General features: G+C 73.8%; 16 protein-coding genes. 10 read left to right on the top strand and 6 right to left on the bottom strand.

The window, feature by feature from the left end:
- The first annotated feature begins 14 nt into the window (after positions 1 to 14).
- Positions 15 to 524 carry a mycothiol transferase gene (locus tag ACWD5O_RS11380; protein ID WP_450085199.1) on the top strand — a complete coding sequence of 170 codons (510 nt, stop codon included), beginning with the start codon at positions 15 to 17 and terminating at the stop codon, positions 522 to 524.
- A 22-nt stretch (positions 525 to 546) separates the two neighbouring features.
- Here the strand turns inward: ACWD5O_RS11380 and ACWD5O_RS11375 are convergent, their stop codons facing one another.
- A complete protein-coding gene (locus ACWD5O_RS11375; protein WP_450085198.1) occupies positions 547 to 1,785 on the bottom strand; it encodes an MFS transporter in 1,239 nt (412 codons plus the stop codon).
- A 65-nt stretch (positions 1,786 to 1,850) separates the two neighbouring features.
- Between ACWD5O_RS11375 and ACWD5O_RS11370 the strand changes: the two genes are divergently transcribed.
- The 5 genes from ACWD5O_RS11370 (at position 1,851) to ACWD5O_RS11350 (ending at position 4,528) form a co-directional block, all read left to right on the top strand.
- Positions 1,851 to 2,348, top strand: coding sequence for a MarR family winged helix-turn-helix transcriptional regulator (locus tag ACWD5O_RS11370; protein WP_450085197.1), 498 nt, complete (start codon positions 1,851 to 1,853; stop codon positions 2,346 to 2,348).
- A gap of 61 nt (positions 2,349 to 2,409) precedes the next feature.
- Entirely contained in the window at positions 2,410 to 2,925 is a 516-nt protein-coding gene (locus tag ACWD5O_RS11365; protein ID WP_450085196.1) for a DUF2087 domain-containing protein, read from the top strand.
- 52 nt (positions 2,926 to 2,977) lie between these two features.
- Positions 2,978 to 3,454: a MarR family winged helix-turn-helix transcriptional regulator gene (locus ACWD5O_RS11360; RefSeq protein ID WP_450085195.1), complete on the top strand. Its 477-nt coding sequence runs from the start codon at positions 2,978 to 2,980 to the stop codon at positions 3,452 to 3,454.
- A gap of 77 nt (positions 3,455 to 3,531) precedes the next feature.
- Positions 3,532 to 3,957, top strand: a complete 426-nt coding sequence (locus ACWD5O_RS11355) for a DUF6069 family protein (protein ID WP_450085194.1) — start codon at positions 3,532 to 3,534, stop codon at positions 3,955 to 3,957.
- Between the two features lie 52 nt (positions 3,958 to 4,009).
- Positions 4,010 to 4,528: a GNAT family N-acetyltransferase gene (locus ACWD5O_RS11350; protein WP_450085193.1), complete on the top strand. Its 519-nt coding sequence runs from the start codon at positions 4,010 to 4,012 to the stop codon at positions 4,526 to 4,528.
- Here the strand turns inward: ACWD5O_RS11350 and ACWD5O_RS11345 are convergent.
- Positions 4,435 to 5,490, bottom strand: a complete 1,056-nt coding sequence (locus ACWD5O_RS11345; protein ID WP_354965180.1) for a helix-turn-helix transcriptional regulator — start codon at positions 5,488 to 5,490, stop codon at positions 4,435 to 4,437. The two genes, ACWD5O_RS11350 and ACWD5O_RS11345, sit on opposite strands and share 94 nt — an antisense overlap.
- A 102-nt stretch (positions 5,491 to 5,592) precedes the next feature.
- Here ACWD5O_RS11345 and ACWD5O_RS11340 point away from each other — a divergent pair, with 102 nt between their 5' ends.
- Positions 5,593 to 6,591, top strand: a complete 999-nt coding sequence (locus tag ACWD5O_RS11340; RefSeq protein ID WP_450085192.1) for a tyrosine-type recombinase/integrase — start codon at positions 5,593 to 5,595, stop codon at positions 6,589 to 6,591.
- Positions 6,592 to 6,620: 29 nt separating this feature from the next.
- Positions 6,621 to 7,466 carry an LLM class flavin-dependent oxidoreductase gene (locus tag ACWD5O_RS11335; protein WP_450085191.1) on the top strand — a complete coding sequence of 282 codons (846 nt, stop codon included), beginning with the start codon at positions 6,621 to 6,623 and terminating at the stop codon, positions 7,464 to 7,466.
- 28 nt (positions 7,467 to 7,494) lie between these two features.
- Here ACWD5O_RS11335 and ACWD5O_RS11330 read toward each other — a convergent pair whose 3' ends face one another.
- Both ACWD5O_RS11330 and ACWD5O_RS11325 read right to left on the bottom strand, forming a co-directional pair.
- Positions 7,495 to 7,866, bottom strand: a complete 372-nt coding sequence (locus ACWD5O_RS11330) for a VOC family protein (RefSeq protein WP_354965177.1) — start codon at positions 7,864 to 7,866, stop codon at positions 7,495 to 7,497.
- A 63-nt stretch (positions 7,867 to 7,929) separates the two neighbouring features.
- Positions 7,930 to 9,633, bottom strand: a complete 1,704-nt coding sequence (locus tag ACWD5O_RS11325) for an acyl-CoA dehydrogenase family protein (protein WP_450085190.1) — start codon at positions 9,631 to 9,633, stop codon at positions 7,930 to 7,932.
- A 148-nt stretch (positions 9,634 to 9,781) separates the two neighbouring features.
- On the opposite strand from ACWD5O_RS11325, the gene ACWD5O_RS11320 reads away from it, so the two are divergent.
- Positions 9,782 to 10,240, top strand: coding sequence for an Rv0361 family membrane protein (locus tag ACWD5O_RS11320; RefSeq protein ID WP_354965175.1), 459 nt, complete (start codon positions 9,782 to 9,784; stop codon positions 10,238 to 10,240).
- Between the two features lie 52 nt (positions 10,241 to 10,292).
- Complete coding sequence (locus ACWD5O_RS11315) at positions 10,293 to 11,450, top strand: low temperature requirement protein A (protein ID WP_450085189.1); 1,158 nt, start codon at positions 10,293 to 10,295, stop codon at positions 11,448 to 11,450.
- Positions 11,451 to 11,460: 10 nt separating this feature from the next.
- Here ACWD5O_RS11315 and ACWD5O_RS11310 read toward each other — a convergent pair whose 3' ends face one another.
- A complete protein-coding gene (locus tag ACWD5O_RS11310) occupies positions 11,461 to 12,177 on the bottom strand; it encodes a thymidine kinase (RefSeq protein ID WP_121652894.1) in 717 nt (238 codons plus the stop codon).
- Between the two features lie 53 nt (positions 12,178 to 12,230).
- A complete protein-coding gene (locus ACWD5O_RS11305) occupies positions 12,231 to 13,622 on the bottom strand; it encodes an MFS transporter (RefSeq protein ID WP_450085188.1) in 1,392 nt (463 codons plus the stop codon).
- Between the last annotated feature and the right edge of the window lie 13 nt (positions 13,623 to 13,635).

Raw genomic sequence — 13,635 nt, 5'->3', positions numbered from 1 at the left:
CGCACAATGGGCCGATGACCACGCCCTTCCCCGAGCCCACGAGCCCCGCCGGCAGCCGCACCGAGGTCTTCCTGCGCTACCTGGACTACTTCCGGGAGTCCGTGTTGACCAAGGTGTCGGCGCTGGCCGAGTCGGAGCTGCGGCGCAGCGGCCTGCCGTCGGGTTGGGCACCGCTGGAGCTGCTCAAGCACCTGCGGTACGTCGAGCTGCGCTGGATCGAGTGGGGTTTCCAGGGCCGGGACGTCCCCGAGCCGTGGGGTGACCGCCGGGGGGATCGCTGGTACGTCGCCCCGGAGGAGACCCGCTCGGATCTGGTGGCGGCGCTGCGGGCGCAGGGTGCGCACACCAGCGAGGTGGTGACGGCCCACGACCTGGCGGAGATCGGCGCGCTAGGCCCGCGATGGGACGGCGCCGACCCCGCGTCGCTGGAGCGGGTGCTGTTCCACCTGCTCCAGGAGTACGCCCGCCACCTCGGCCACCTCGACATCGTGACCGAGCTCGCGGGTGGGCCGACCGGAGAATGACCCGGCGACCGGTCGAACCCGCTCACCGCGCGTCGGCGACGGCGGGTTCGACCGGTCGCGGTGCCGTGGTCGCCGGCCAAGTGAGCTGGCGCACGCCGGGGACCAGCGCGGTGCCGGCGCAGGCGGCCAGGACCAGCAGGCCGGCGACGGCCAGCGGTACGGGTGCCCCGAAGGTGTCCGCGGCCAGTGGCGCCAGGGCGTAACCCAGCGGCACGGCGCCCAGCGACGCCAGCCAGTCGTACGAGGTGACCCGGGCCAGCACCTCGGGCGGGAACTGGTGCTGCACGACGGTCTCCCAGACCGGGTTGAGATAACCGAGGGCGGTCAGCGCGACCCCGTAGGCGACGATCACCGCCGGGGCGGGCGCGGCGACGGCGAGCAGCAGCAGTGGCGCGGCGTAGCTGGCCAGCCCGAGGTTGGCCAGCAGGACCGGCCGGTGGAGTCGGATCCGCCCGGCCAGCAGCGACCCGGTGAGCATGCCGATCGCGCCGGCCTGCAACAGCAGCACCCAGGTGGCCTCGCCGCCGAGGCGGTCGATGGCGATGGCCGGCCCGAGGGTCATCAGGACGGCGGCGGCGCCGTTCCAGACGCCGTGCCCGATCAGGCTGGTCCAGAACCAGTCGCGGGCTCGCACCTCGCCGAAGCCGTGCCGCAGGTCGGCGAGGACGGAGCGGCGGGGCACCGGCACGTGCCGGATCCGGACCAGCGCGAGCAGCGTGGCGCTGAGCGCGAACGACGCGCTGTCGATGATGAACGCCCAGCCGGGCCCGGCGGCCCAGATGAGGGCGCCGGCCAGGGCCGGGCCGGCGAGCCGGCTGGTGTTGGCGGTGATCCCCATCAGGGCGTTGGCCCGCTGCCGGGCGGCCGGTTCGACGGTGCCGGCCACCAGCGGGGAGGCGGTCGGCATGGCGAACGCCGAGGCGGTGCCGCCGAGCGCCGAGGCCACCACGACGGTGGTCAGCGACGGCTCGCCGCCGAGCAGCTCCACGCCGACCGCGAGCTGGGTCGCGCAGCGGACCAGGTCGGCCAGCAGAGCCACCCGGCGGGCGTCGAACCGGTCGGCGACGACGCCGCCGAGTGGCAGCAGGAGCAGCCGGGGAACCATCGCCGCGGCGAGGACGACGGCGAGCGCGCCGGTCGAACCGGTGGCCCGCAGTACGGCCAGGGCCAGGGCGGCGGGCACCACGGCGTCGCCGACCGCGGAGACGGTCCGGCCCAGGAACAGCAGCCGGAAGGAGCGGGTGCGCAGAGGAGAGGTCACCGACCCAAGGTACTTCGACACCGAATATTCCGGCAATGAATATTTCGGTGCGGTAAGCTCTGGCGATGAGCACCCACGACTCCGTCGACGGGCACGTCGAGCGCTGGCTGCCCGTCCTGCCCGACCTCGACCCGGACGTCGAAGGGGCGGTGACCCGGATGGGCGTCCTGACCCGTCACCTGCGCACCGTGAAGGAGCGGGTCCTGGTGGATTTCGACCTGCCAGCACACGAGTACGACACGCTCCACGCGCTCGCCGGCCGGCAGGGACGTGCCGCGCCCTCGGAACTCGCCGCGGATCTGGCGATGGCGCCCGCCTCGATCACCGCGCGGGTCGACAGCCTGGTCGAGCGCGGCTTCGTGCGGCGGACCCCGTCCACAGTCGACCGGCGCAGGGTCGATGTGGAGTTCACCGACGCCGGCCGGGCGGCGTGGCACGGGGCGATGGACGTCCGGGGCGCCGAGGAGCACCGGCTGCTCGACGCGCTCACCCCTGCGGAGCGGCGGCTGCTCTCCGACCTGCTGCGCCGGGTGCTGCTCGTCGCCGAGCAACCGGCCGACTGAGCCCGGACGCACCGGAAAATCGCCTGGCGGTCGGCGTACCGTCGATGAAAGGGTGACCGACATGACAGCGGACGCTCTGGCCGGGGCCCTGGCCGACGACGGGCGCCGGCGGGTCTTCGCGGCCATCGTGCTGGGTGCGGCCAGCGCGGCCCAGATCGCCGAGCGGACCGGCCTGCCGCCGCGGACGGTGCTCACCGGCGTCCGCCGGCTCACCGACGCGGGCCTGGTGACGGGCTCTGACGGCGCGCTCGCGGCCGACGAGGTGTCGCTGCGGGCGGCGGCGCGCGAACGCCGTCCGGCAGACGACGCCGAGCCGGCCGACGACCCGGTGCTGCGGACGTTCCTGCGCTCCGATGTGCTGGTAGGCCTGCCGGCGCAACGCGGTCGGCGGCGGGTCCTGCTGGCGCACATCGCGGAACGGTCGTTCGAGCCGGGAACACGCTACCCGGAGCGCGCCGTGGACGAGGCGCTCAAGCCGTGGTGCACCGCCGGCGGGTCGGATCACGCCACGTTGCGCCGCTACCTCATCGACGAGCAGCTGCTCACCCGTGAACACGGCATCTACCAACGGTCCTGATCGTCCGGCCCGCGAACAGTCCCGTCGCGGAGCATCTTGTTAGCCTCCCTGCATGACCTCCTGCTCGCCTGCCGACGGCCCGCCCGACCTGCTGTTCCTGCTCTCCTGGGCGAGCCACGCGCTCCAGACCGAGCACGCCGCCGGCCTGGCCGAGCTGGGCATCTCACCACGGGCGCACTACGTGCTGGCGCAGGCCCGCACCGGAGACCTGACCCAGCGGCAGATCGGCGAACGGTGCGGGGTGGACAAGACCACCATGGTCGTCACCCTCGACCAGCTGGAGCGGGCCGGTCTCGCCGAGCGTCGTCCCGCGCCGACGGATCGTCGGGCCCGCCTGGTCTCCGTGACGCCGGCGGGCGAGCAGATCCTCGAGCGGGCACAGGAGGTCGTGCGGCGCATCCAGGACGAGCTCCTCGCCACGCTGCCCCAGCAGGACCGGGAGACCTTCCTGCGCGCGCTCACCGCGCTGGTGAGCGGCCCGTTGGCCAGTTCCTCCCCGTACGCGCCCGGCGGTCGCTCCGGATGTTGATCCCGAAGCAGATAGTCCCGTCCAAGACTATCTGATACGGTCGCACTCGTTCGTTTCCCTGCGACCGAGGAGCCCGTATGAGCGCGACCGCCGAACCATCCGTCACCACCACTGCCACCACGTCGTCACTGCGCCGCCGCACCCTCGGCGTCGCCGCCGCCGTCGTGGCCTGCCTGGCCATCTGGGGGATCGGCGAGGCCGCCGGGGTCGACTACACCGTCGAGAGCCCGGGGCAACCCGCCCTGGTCATCGGGCCCGGTGAGATCTTCGGGATCGCCCTCGGCGCGGCCCTGCTGGGCTGGGCGACGCTGGCCCTGCTGGAGCGGTTCGTCCCCCGCACCGCCCGCGTCATCTGGATCTCGCTGGCAGCCCTGGTGACCCTGCTGTCCTTCGGCCCACTGCTCGGCACCGAGGCCACCGCCGGCGCCAAGCTGACCCTCGGTGCGACGCACCTGGCCGTGGCGGTCGCGCTGATCGCCCTGCTGCCGGCCCCTCGCCGGTAGCGTCCGGGCCGGACGGCGGATAATCCGTTGACCGGGTGCTGATGATCGACAGGTGACCAGCACACTCCGGCCCACCTGGGTGACCACCGCCGTCCAGCCCGACCAGCCCGACGCGACACTGCTGCTCCGCGAGTACATGACGGAGATGGTGGTCCGCTACCACCGCCGCCCCGCGCTGCCCGGCGAGGTCGATCGGGCGCTGGCCGAAATGCCCGACGACGATCTGGCGGGTTCGACCGGCCTGCTCCTGCTCGCCCACCGCGGTGAGGACCTGGCCGGCTGCGCCGGGCTGCGGTGGCAGCCGGGCTGGGCCGAGCTGACCCGGGTGTTCATCCGCCCCGCACATCGCGGCGCCGGTGGGGGCGCCGCGCTGCTGGCCGCCGTCGAGCAGCGGGCTCAGGCGGCCGGGGTGGACCGGATCCGGCTGGACACCCGCAACGACCTGGTCGAGGCCCGCGCCCTGTACGCCCGACACGGCTACGTCGAGATCCCGGCGTTCTCGCACGGCCCGTACGCCGAGCACTGGTTCGAGAAGCAGCTCGGCTCTCCCGTGCCGGGGGTCGGTGGATAGAGCGCGGCGAGCGCGTGCGCGGTGCCGGCGACAAGCTCACGCAACTCGGCCGGTGCGAGCACCTCCACCTGCGCGCCGAGCTTGAGCATCTCGACGTGGCCGTGCCGGACCGACTCGATCGGCACGGTGGTGACCAACCAGCCGTCCGCGTCCGGAGCGCCGGCGGCGTCGCGCGCCGCCCGACTCATCGCCGGCGGGAACAGGTGCACCGTCCGCGCCAGCGCCGCCACGGTCATCCGCACCCGTGCCTCGGCGCGATAGACGCTGCTCTCGTAGCGCTCGGTGTGCTCCTGCCAGCAGCCCGCCAGGTCGAAGCCGGGCGGCCGGTCGGCGGGTTCATCCAGCACGGTCAGGTCCAGGATCGCGCCCACCCGGTAGGTGCGTACCTGTCCGGCCGCCGCGGCGACCAGATACCACCGGCCGGCCTTGAGCACCACGCCGAGCGGGTCGAGGGTGCGGGTGACCTCCCGGGGTTGCTGCCACCGCTGGTAGCGCACCCGGATCCGGCGGTCCTCCCACACCGCGCCGGCCAGGGCGGCCAGGTGCGGGGTGGGCTCGGGTTCGCGGAACCAGCTCGGCGCGTCCAGGTGGAACCGTTGCCGGATCCGCCCGCCCCGGTCGGTGAGGTCGCTCGGCAGCGCGGCCCGCAACTTCAGCTCCGCGGTGGCCAGCACCGACCCCAGGCCCAGCTCCGCGGCCGGTCCTGGCACACCGGCCAGGAACAGCGCCTCGGCCTCACCGGCGGTCAGCCCGGTCAGCCGGGTGCGGTAGCCGTCGAGCAGCCGGTACCCGCCGGCCGGGCCGCGCTCGGCGTACACCGGCACCCCGGAGGCGCCCAGGGACTCCACGTCCCGGTACACCGTCCGGACCGACACCTCCAGGGCCTCGGACAGCTCCGCAGCGGTCATCCGCCCCCGCGTCTGCAGGAGCAGCAGCAGGGAGACCAGCCGACTGGCACGCACCGCCCGACGGTAGCCGGCCCGCCGCGCCCCGACACCGACCGGGGCCGGTGGTCTCGGCGCGCCTTCCCGGCCAACCCACCCCGAGCTGAGAGTGTTTTTCACATGGTGTCCTCCGACGCTCCGGTGCTCGCCCGCCCGACAGCCCGACCGGCCCTGCCCGGCGGGCCGGTCGACGTCACCGAGGCGTGGCTGCGCAACCGCCGGTTGTCCGCGCACACCCGCGACGCCTACCGGCGCGACGTCACCGGCTGGCTCAGCTGGTGCGCCGGCCGCGACCTGGATCCGCTGCGGGCCAACTTCCTGCACGTCAACGAGTACGCCCGTGCCCTGGAGTCCACCCTCGGCGCGCGCAGTGGTCGGCCACTGACCCCGGCGACCGTGGCGCGCCGGCTCTCCGCGCTGTCCAGCTGGTACGACTTCCTCGTCAAGCTCGGCGCGGTGCCGGCCAATCCGGTCGGCGGCGCGGACCGGCCGCGCGTCGACCGGGACCACTCCGCCACGGTCGGGCTCACCCCGGAGGAGGTGGACGCGCTGCTCAGCGCCGCCGACGCCGACACCGGCCCGACGGCCGCCCGCAACCGGGCCGCGATCGCCCTCCTGGCTGACCTGGGTCTGCGCGTCGGCGAGCTGATCTCACTGGACCTCACCGACCTGGGCACCGAGCGCGGGCACCGCAGCGTGCGCTTCGTCGGCAAGGGCGGCAAGCAGCGCCGACGTGCCCTCACCCCCGGCACCGGGTACGCGGTGGACGCCTACCTGGCCCAGCGGGCCGCCGCCACCGGCGTGCCGGTGCCGCAGCTGACCGGGCCGCTGCTGGTCACCGCCAGCGGCGCCCGGCTGGACCGGCACTCGGTGTTCCGGATGGTCCGCCGGCTGGCCCGGGCCGCCGGCATCCCGGCCTGGGCGAAGCTGTCACCACACTCGCTGCGGCACGCCTTCGCCACCACCGCCCGCTCCGAGGGCGTCCCGTTGGAGGACGTGCAGGACGCGATGGGCCACGCCGACCCCCGTACCACCCGCCGCTACGACCGCGACCGGCACAACCTCGACCGCGACCCGGCGTACGTGGTGTGGGCGGCCCGGTCCCGCCGCCGCGGCTGAGGGTCGTACCCCCGCACTACGGTCGATGGATGAGACACGGTCTGGAGCTTCCCTGCGGCGGCGCCTCCGTCACGGTGTCCACCCTGGTCGAGCTGGGTGAGCTCGCCGAGAGCGCCGGGTGGGACGGGGTGTTCCTGGAGGACTATCTCGTCCACTACTCCGGCGACGACCCGCCCACCTACGACCCGTGGCTGGTGCTCACGGCGATCGCCGTGAGCACCGGTCGGGTGCGGTTGGGCACCACGGTCACCGCGCTGCCCCGGCGCCGCCCGGCGAAGCTGGCCCGTGAGGTGCTCACCCTCGACCACCTCAGCGCGGGGCGCGCCACGGTCGCGGTCGGCGTCGGCGACCCGGGCGACCGAGGCCTGGCCGCGTTCGGCGAGCCGACCGAGGTGGCCGTCCGGGCCGCCATGCTCGACGAGGGTCTCGACCTGCTGACCGGGCTGCTCAGCGGAGCGCCGGTCAGCCACCAGGGCACCCACTACCGCGCGGACGCGGTGGCGCTGCGGCCGCCGCCGGTGCAGTCGCCCCGGGTGCCGGTCTGGGTCGGCGGCAGCACCCAGGCCGGGTCGGTGCGGCGGCGGGCGGCCCGCGCCGACGGCATCGTGCCCTACAAGCTCACCGACACCGACGGGTGGTCCGACTTCACCCCCGATGAGGTACGCGAGCTGGTGGGCACCCTGCCACCCACCCGCGCCGACGGCCAGCCGTTCGACGTGGCGATCGGCGGCCGGAGGCGCCGACCGGACGAACGCGCCGAGCGGGCCTACCTCGGCGAACTCGCCGAGGCAGGCGCCACCTGGTGGTTGGAGTACGTCCCGGTCGGCGACGCGGTGACGATGCGGGCCGCCGTCGCCCGTGGTCCGCTGCGCTGACACGCCGCGCGGCCGTGGGCGCGGGTGCTCAGCCCTGCGGGCGGGGGCAGATGCAGAACGGCTGCCCGATCGGGTCGATGAGCACCACCCACCCGTCGCCGCCGGGCTGGAACTCGGGCTTCGACGCGCCGGCCTCGACGAACTCCTTCTCCGCCGCGGCCAGGTCGTCGACGTAGAGGTCGAGGTGGTAGCGCTTACCACCAGCCGGGTCCGGCCAGGACGGCGGCCGGTATCCCTCGACCAGCCCGAAGCCGATGGAAACGCCACCGCCCTTGATCATGGCGTACTCGGCTTGGCTGTGGGTGATCTCCCAGCCCAGGGCCCGGTGGTAGAACGCGGCGTGCGCGGCCGGGTCGGAGCTGTCCAGGTTGACCATGGCGAGGTCGGCGGTTGTTGTCATGCTGGCAGTCTGCACCGGCGTACCTGCCAACCAGTGTCAGGTACGCCGGTGTTTCTCGCCCGCTCAGCAGAGCAGGTCCAGGTGGTGGTGCGCGTCCTCGGCGATCTCCTCGTGCCGCAGCCAACGCCGCGCCCACAGCCGGGCCGCCAACTCCGCCTGCTCGTCGCCCCACGCGGCGTGCTCGACGAGCAGCGCGGTGGTCAGCGCGTACGCCAGGCGCAGCGCCAGGCCGCGGGCACCGGCGAGCACCGCCTCGGCCCCCGGGTCGGCGGTCACCGCGGTGATGGTGTCGCGGAGCTGCGCGGCGGTCGTGGCCAGGGTGTCGGCCAGCGCCGGTGACAGTGGCCGGGCCAGGTCGACGGCGGCGGCGAGCCGGCTCAGCAGCGGCGCCCCGGCGTCCTCGCGGGTCAACGCGCGCAGCACGTCCAGGGCGAGCACATTGGTGGTGCCCTCCCAGATCGGCAGGACCTGCGCGTCGCGCAGCAGCCGGGGCACGCCGGTGTCCTCCACGTAACCGGCCCCGCCGAAGCTCTCCACGTACTCACTGGCGGAACCGACGGCGAGCCGGCCGGTGGCCAGCTTCGCCAGCGGCGCCACGATGCGCAGCTCCGCCGCGGCCGCCGGGTCGCCGCCGACCTCGACCCGGCCGAGCAGCGCGAACGAATGCCCGGCCAGGGCGAACGCACCCGCCGCGTCGACCGCGAGGGTGCCCACGGTGGCCCGGTGCAGCGGCGAGGACGCCAGCGCGCCGCCGGCGACGTGACGCGCGTTGGCGTACGCCCGGGCGTACGCCAACCCGCGCCGCATCCCCCCGGCCGCCGCGGCGGCGTTGTGCACCCGGGTCACCACGACCAGGGTCATCGCCCGGACCAGGCCGGGTACCGTCGGGTCGCCCAGCGGCACGGCGTACGCGTCGTGCAGGCCGATCTCGGCGGTGGGCAGCGCCCGGGTGCCGAGCTTGTCCTTGAGCCGGTGCACGGTGACGCCCGGCGCCGGCGCGTCCGCCGCGGCGCCGGCGGCCAGGGGCGAGTCGGCCGCGTACCGGGGGACCAGGAACGGGGCGAGTACGCGGCTGCCACGGCCGGCGCCCTCCGGGCGGGCCAGCGCCACCGCCATCGCCGCGTCGGCGGCGGAACAGAACCACTTCTCCCCGGTCAGCCGCCACGAACCGTCCGCGGCGGGCCGACCCACCGTGCTGGAGCGCCCCAGGTCAGAACCGCCCTGCGACTCGGTCATCCACTGCCCGCTGGTGATGGCCGTGGCCGGGTCCGTGGAGACCAGCCGGGGCAGCCACGCGTCGCGGACCCCGGCGTCGACATCGGGCAGGCTCAGCAGCGCCGCCGCCCCGTCGGCCATCGCCACCGGGCAGGAGAACGTCGCCGACTCGGGGCCGTACAGGTGCAGCAGGGCGTGCTGCACCACCCGCGCGGCCGCACCCCAGGTGCCGCGCGCGTCCGGCAGGTAGGGCAGCGCGACCACGGCGTGCCGGGCTGCGGCGGCACGCTGCGCCTGCCAGCCGGCGGAGGTGTCGATGCGGTCGACGCGGGCGCCCCACGGGTCGTAGCGGACCAGCGTCGGCGGGTGCGCCTCAGCGTCGGCGTGCGCGGCGCGCAGCGGCCCGGTGACGTCGGCGGCCAGGTCGGCCAGGCGCCCCTTCGCGGCGGCGTGCCCGTCCGGGCCGAGGTGACGTTCCAGCCAGGACCGCAGCAGGGCGTCACCGGCGTACGGGTCGGAGGGCGGTGGTACCGGCTGCACGAAGCGGCTCATCGATCGGCTCCCTGGCACTGCTGTGGGGGTGTGCGACGACGGTAGACGATCCGTGGTCGCCGGGAACAGGGCACAGCAGCCCACCGGTCGCACCCAGTTTCCGACTTGTCGTGCTCGACTGTGACGGAATTCTCTACGGTCGGTAGTCGTGGGTGCCGGCCAGCCGTACAGCCGACCGGCCCGGCGGCACCGCCCGATGCGCACCGGGCTGGCCTTCGCCGGGATCGGCGTGGCGCTGTGCTGCGTCGGGGTGGCCGGGCTGGCCTCCTGGAACCTGCAGACCGTACGCCAGGCCGCCGGCCCGATCCGGGAGACCGCCGACGGCTTCCTGAGCGAGGTGACCCTCGGCGACAGCGACGGGGCATACGAGCGGCTCTGCGCGGACGCCCGCAGCCGATGGAGCGCGATCGGCTTCACCAGTTGGGTACGTACGCCGCCGATGGTGACCGACTACGAGATCACCGACGTGTCGGTGGCGACCAGTGGCGGTCGGCCGCACGGCACGGTGACAGTAAAATTGACCCGCGACGGCGGGCTCAGCGAGGAACGGCGGCTGCCGGTGGTCCGCGAGGGCGGGGACTGGCGGGTCTGCGGTGACCCCTTCTGAGCCGCCGGTCGCGAGGCCGGTGCGCCCCTGGTTGCTACGCGAGCGTCGGGGGGTGGAGCCGACCACCTCGACGGAGCTCTTCTTCGACCTGGTCTTCATCTTCACCATCACCCAGTTGGCGCACTATCTGATCGAACACGCGGACTGGCGTGGCGCCGCCCGCACCGCGCTGCTGCTGGCGCTGGTCTGGTTCGTGTGGGTCTACACCGCCTGGGTGACGAATTGGCTGCACCCGGACCGGGCGCCGGTGCGGGCACTCCTGATCGGGCTGATGCTGGGCAGCCTGCTGCTGTCGGCAGCGATCCCCGGGGCGTTCGCCGGTACCGGCCTGCTCTTCGCCCTGGTGTACGTGACGGTGCAGGTGGGCCGCACCCTGTTCGCGCTGTGGGCGGTGCGGGGCCATCCGTTGCTGGTCGACGGGTTTCAGAAGACGCTGCCGTGGTTCGCCGGGACGTCGGCGCTCGTGGTGCTCGGAGGACTGGGTGGCGAGGGTGTCCGCGAGGCGCTGTGGGCGACGGCGATCGTGTGTGACGTGGTCGGCCTGTCGATCGGGTATCCCGTGCCCGGTCTGGGGCGTACCCGCGCCGAGCGGTGGGAGGTGGAGGGCGGGCACCTGGCTGAGCGGTGCCAGGCGTTCATCCTCATCGCCCTGGGCGAGTCGATCCTGGTCACCGGGAGCACCCTCGCGCAGCAGCTGAGCATGGTGACCTCCGGGGCGTTCGTGCTGGCGTTCGCCGGGTCGGTGGCGCTGTGGTGGGTGTACTTCGCCCGCTCAGCCTCGGCGGCGACGGAGGTCGTGGTCCGCGCCGGTGAGCGCACCGGCGGGTTGAGTCGGGTGGCGTTCAACTATCTGCACCCGGTGATGGTCGCTGGCATCGTCGTCACCTCGGCGGGCGACGAGCGGCTGCTGCACGAGCCCGGCGCGCCCGCCGACACCGTCGCCGCGCTGTTCATCCTGGGCGGTCCGGCGCTGTTCCTCGCCGGGCACGCCGCCTACCGGGCGGTGCTGTGGCGGGCCCGGCCGACCAGCCGGATCGCGGCGGTGGCGCTGCTGCTGGCACTCGTACCGGTGAGCGTGGAACTGGAGTCGCCGGTGGCGGTGTGCGCGGCGGCGGCGTTGGTGGTGACCGTCGCGGTCATCCTGGTCGACCGAGGCCGGGCCGGCGGAGAGCGCCGGGCCGCGGCAGCCGCCCGAGACGACCGGGCCTGACCGCCGCTGGTCAGTCGCGGGGGCCGAGGTCGCCGCTGCGGTAGTGCCGCCGGCAGAGCACCTGGTAGCGCACCTCGGCGGTGTCGACCGTGTCGCCGATGACGACCTGCGCGCCCTCGCGGACCACCCGGCCGTCGACCACCCGGGCGTTGAGCAGCCCTTCCCGGCCGCACCAGCAGAGCACCTCGACCTGGATGCGGGCCACCTCGTCGGCCAGCTCGAACAGCCGCTGGGTGGCGGGGAACAGGCAGGACCGGAAGTCGGTGGCCAGGCCGAACGCGAACACGTCCACGTCGTAGCTGTCGACCAGCTCAGCCATCTGCTCGACGTGCTCGACGGTGTAGAAGCACGCCTCGTCGCAGATCAGGTAGTCGACGCGTTCCCCCTCGGCCCACCGGCCCCGGACCAGGGCCCGCAGGTCCAGGTCGTCGGTGACCTCGATCGCCTCGTGCGCCAGACCGATGCGGGTGGTGACCTGTGGGCCCAGCGACCGATCGATGCGGGTGGTGACCAGCCCGCGCCGGCCCTGCCGGGCGTGGTTGTAGTTCATCTGCAGCGCCATGGTGGACTTGCCGCAGTCCATCGGCCCCCAGAAGAACTTCAACGCCGCGGCGTGCACCGGACGCCCGTCGAGCCCGCGCGCCGCCGCGCACCCGGCCGGAGCGTGCGGCTGGCCGGGGAACGGGTGGGCCAGGCAGGTCGGGGCGGCAGCGGCGTCGTCGGTCACGGTCGGGCAGCCTATCTGATCGACCAGGGCCGATCAGCCCGGCGCGGGCGGGGTCAGAGCACCCGGGGCGGGGTGTTCCCGGCCGCGACGATGGCCCGGCGGATCGGCACGGCCAGAAGGAGCAGGAACCCGACCACGAAGAAGATCAGGAGGGAGACCAGGCCCACTCGGTAGGAGGCGGTGAGCTGGAACACCAGGCCGAAGGCGAGGGGGCCGAGCCAGCTGGTGCCCTTGTCGCTGATCTCGTAGAAGCCGTAGTACTCGCCCTCCTTGCCGGCCGGTATGAGCTGGCTGAACAGCGACCGGCTCAGCGCCTGGCTGCCGCCCAGGACCAGGCCGATGGCCGCGCCGAGGACCATGAACGGCACCGGCGCCTCGGCGGGCAGCCGGAAAGCGCCGATGATCACACCGGTCCAGAGCACGAGGCTGAGCAGCACCGTTTTCCAGGCGCCGATGCGCCGGGCCAACGCGCCGAGGCTCAGCGCGCCACCGAAGGCGAGGAACTGCACCAGCAGGATGGTGATGATCAGGGTGCTCTGCTCCAGCCGCAGCTCCTCGGTGCCGTACTGGCTGGCGAGGGTGATGACGGTCTGGATGCCGTCGTTGTAGACCAGGAACGCGAGCAGGAAGAACAGCGTCAGCGGGTACGCCTTGACCTCACGCAGGGTGCGGCCGAGCTGCCGGAACCCGTCGGTGAGCACGTTGCCGCCGCGGGCCAGCGCCGCCGCGGTGGGGCGTTCACGTAGCCATCGCAGCGGCACCAGGGTGAACGCCGCCCACCACACGCCAGCGGACACGATCGACCAGCGGGCCAGGTCCAGGGTGCGCTGCGGGTTGTCGTCCTCGCTGAGCAGGGTGACCGCGACCAGGTTGAACGCCAGCAGCAGGCCGCCGCCGAGGTAGCCCAGCGCCCAGCCTCGGCTGGAGATGCCGTCGCGCTCGTCGGGGCCGCCGAGCTGTGGCAGGAACGAGTTGTACACCACGATGGCCGCGCCGAAGGAGATGTTGGCGACCAGGAACAGCGCCCCGCCGAGCAGGTACCGGTCGCCGGTGACGAAGGCCATCGCCATGGTCGCGCCGGCGCCGGTGAACGCCGCGCCGCCGAGCAGCCGCTTCTTGTGCGCGGACCGGTCGGCGATCGCGCCGATGATCGGCAGCACGAACACGGTGAGAAACACCGACAGCGAGATCAGGTACGGGTAGTACGAGCCGGCGGCCACCCGGATGCCCAGCGGGTGCACGTAGCCGTCGCAACTGTCCGCGCCCAGCTCGCAGCCGGCGGCCAGCTCAGCGACCGTGGTGAGGAACGGGCCGAGGAACACCGTGATGACGGTGGTCTGGAAGGCGGAGTTGGCCCAGTCGTAGATGTACCAGCCGCTCCGCTCGCGGCGGGTGCTCGCCGGGGGCGGGGTGTCGTCCACCGTGGGGGTCACGGTCGAGGCCATCGGGGTCCTTGAT

This window comes from Micromonospora sp. NPDC005161 (genome assembly GCF_053599855.1).
Note: the sequence above shows the minus strand (reverse complement) of the source record. Positions and strands in the feature narration are given on the sequence as shown.

What these genes read in the sequence shown, in the direction of transcription:
- ACWD5O_RS11380 (WP_450085199.1), top strand. Translation starts at nt 15, where the DNA reads ATGACCACGCCCTTCCCCGAGCCCACGAGCCCCGCCGGCAGCCGCACC.
- ACWD5O_RS11335 (WP_450085191.1), top strand. Translation starts at nt 6,621, where the DNA reads ATGAGACACGGTCTGGAGCTTCCCTGCGGCGGCGCCTCCGTCACGGTG.
- ACWD5O_RS11360 (WP_450085195.1), top strand. Translation starts at nt 2,978, where the DNA reads ATGACCTCCTGCTCGCCTGCCGACGGCCCGCCCGACCTGCTGTTCCTG.
- ACWD5O_RS11325 (WP_450085190.1), bottom strand. Translation starts at nt 9,633, where the DNA reads ATGAGCCGCTTCGTGCAGCCGGTACCACCGCCCTCCGACCCGTACGCC.
- ACWD5O_RS11305 (WP_450085188.1), bottom strand. Translation starts at nt 13,622, where the DNA reads ATGGCCTCGACCGTGACCCCCACGGTGGACGACACCCCGCCCCCGGCG.
- ACWD5O_RS11370 (WP_450085197.1), top strand. Translation starts at nt 1,851, where the DNA reads ATGAGCACCCACGACTCCGTCGACGGGCACGTCGAGCGCTGGCTGCCC.
- ACWD5O_RS11340 (WP_450085192.1), top strand. Translation starts at nt 5,593, where the DNA reads ATGGTGTCCTCCGACGCTCCGGTGCTCGCCCGCCCGACAGCCCGACCG.
- ACWD5O_RS11365 (WP_450085196.1), top strand. Translation starts at nt 2,410, where the DNA reads ATGACAGCGGACGCTCTGGCCGGGGCCCTGGCCGACGACGGGCGCCGG.
- ACWD5O_RS11330 (WP_354965177.1), bottom strand. Translation starts at nt 7,866, where the DNA reads ATGACAACAACCGCCGACCTCGCCATGGTCAACCTGGACAGCTCCGAC.
- ACWD5O_RS11355 (WP_450085194.1), top strand. Translation starts at nt 3,532, where the DNA reads ATGAGCGCGACCGCCGAACCATCCGTCACCACCACTGCCACCACGTCG.